Here is a 1026-nt window from a genome sequence, read left to right as displayed (position 1 = left end):
TCAAATGTCTTTTGGAAGAATCTTAACAGCCATGGTAACTCCCTTGAATGAAGGATTGGAGGTTGATTATGAAGAAGCGAAACACTTAGCTCAGTACTTATCCGTCCATGGGTCTGATGGTGTTGTGGTTTGTGGAACAACAGGAGAATCTCCGACCGTAACGGATCAAGAGAAGGTTGAGCTTTTTAGAGTAGTAAAGCAGGCATTAGGAAAAAGAACGGTGATTGCCAATATCGGGTCCTATTCTACTGCTGCAAGTATAGCCCTAGCACGCGAGGCTGCTTCAACGGGGGTTGATGGATTGATGGCAGTAGTACCCTATTATAATAAACCGTCCCAAGAGGGAATGTTTCGGCACTTTAAAGCCATTGCTGAGGGGACTTCTTTACCCCTGATGCTATACAATATACCGGGCAGGACTTCAGTTAATTTACTGCCTGAGACAGTGAAGAGGTTATCTGAAATTCCAAACATTGTCGCCTTAAAAGAATCTGCAGGTTCTCTTGATCAGGTCAGTGAGCTTAAAAGAATGTTACCTTCCAAGTTTTCTATATATAGTGGCGATGATTCTTTGACCTTGCCGATGTTAGCGTTAGGATGCAGCGGAATCGTCAGTGTTGCAGCCCATGTCATTGGGGACGAAATGAAAAAAATGGTGGATGCATGGTTTGATGGTGATACTTCCCAGGCAACAAAGTGGCATCTTGATCTTTTTCCAATCTTCAAAGGCATTTTTGTAACGTCAAACCCGGTCCCCATTAAAGCCCTGCTGAATATGATGGGGATTAAAGCTGGCGGAGTACGGCTTCCTTTAGTTAAAGCAACGCCGGTGGAAATGAAGTTTTTAAAAGATCTAATTAATGAGGTTAAAAAAGTACACGTAAGTTCTAATAATGGAACGCAAGTGATAACAGAATTGAAAGTGGCCTCTGAAAAGGTGAGTGATATCATAGTCTAAAGAGATCCACTCAGAAAAACGCTGATAGCGATAATGAACCCCTGCTAATGCAGAGGTTCATTATCGCT

Annotated in this window: 1 protein-coding gene; it reads left to right on the top strand. The window is 42.6% G+C overall.

The window, feature by feature from the left end; genetic code table 11:
- The first annotated feature begins 4 nt into the window (after positions 1–4).
- On the top strand, positions 5–958 hold the full coding sequence (dapA, locus tag AC6I5A_RS06425) for a 4-hydroxy-tetrahydrodipicolinate synthase (RefSeq protein WP_034613224.1): 954 nt from the start codon (positions 5–7) through the stop codon (positions 956–958).
- Positions 959–1026: the final 68 nt, after the last annotated feature.

The sequence above is a fragment of the Desulfosporosinus sp. Tol-M2 genome (assembly GCF_059735615.1).
Note: the sequence above shows the minus strand (reverse complement) of the source record. Positions and strands in the feature narration are given on the sequence as shown.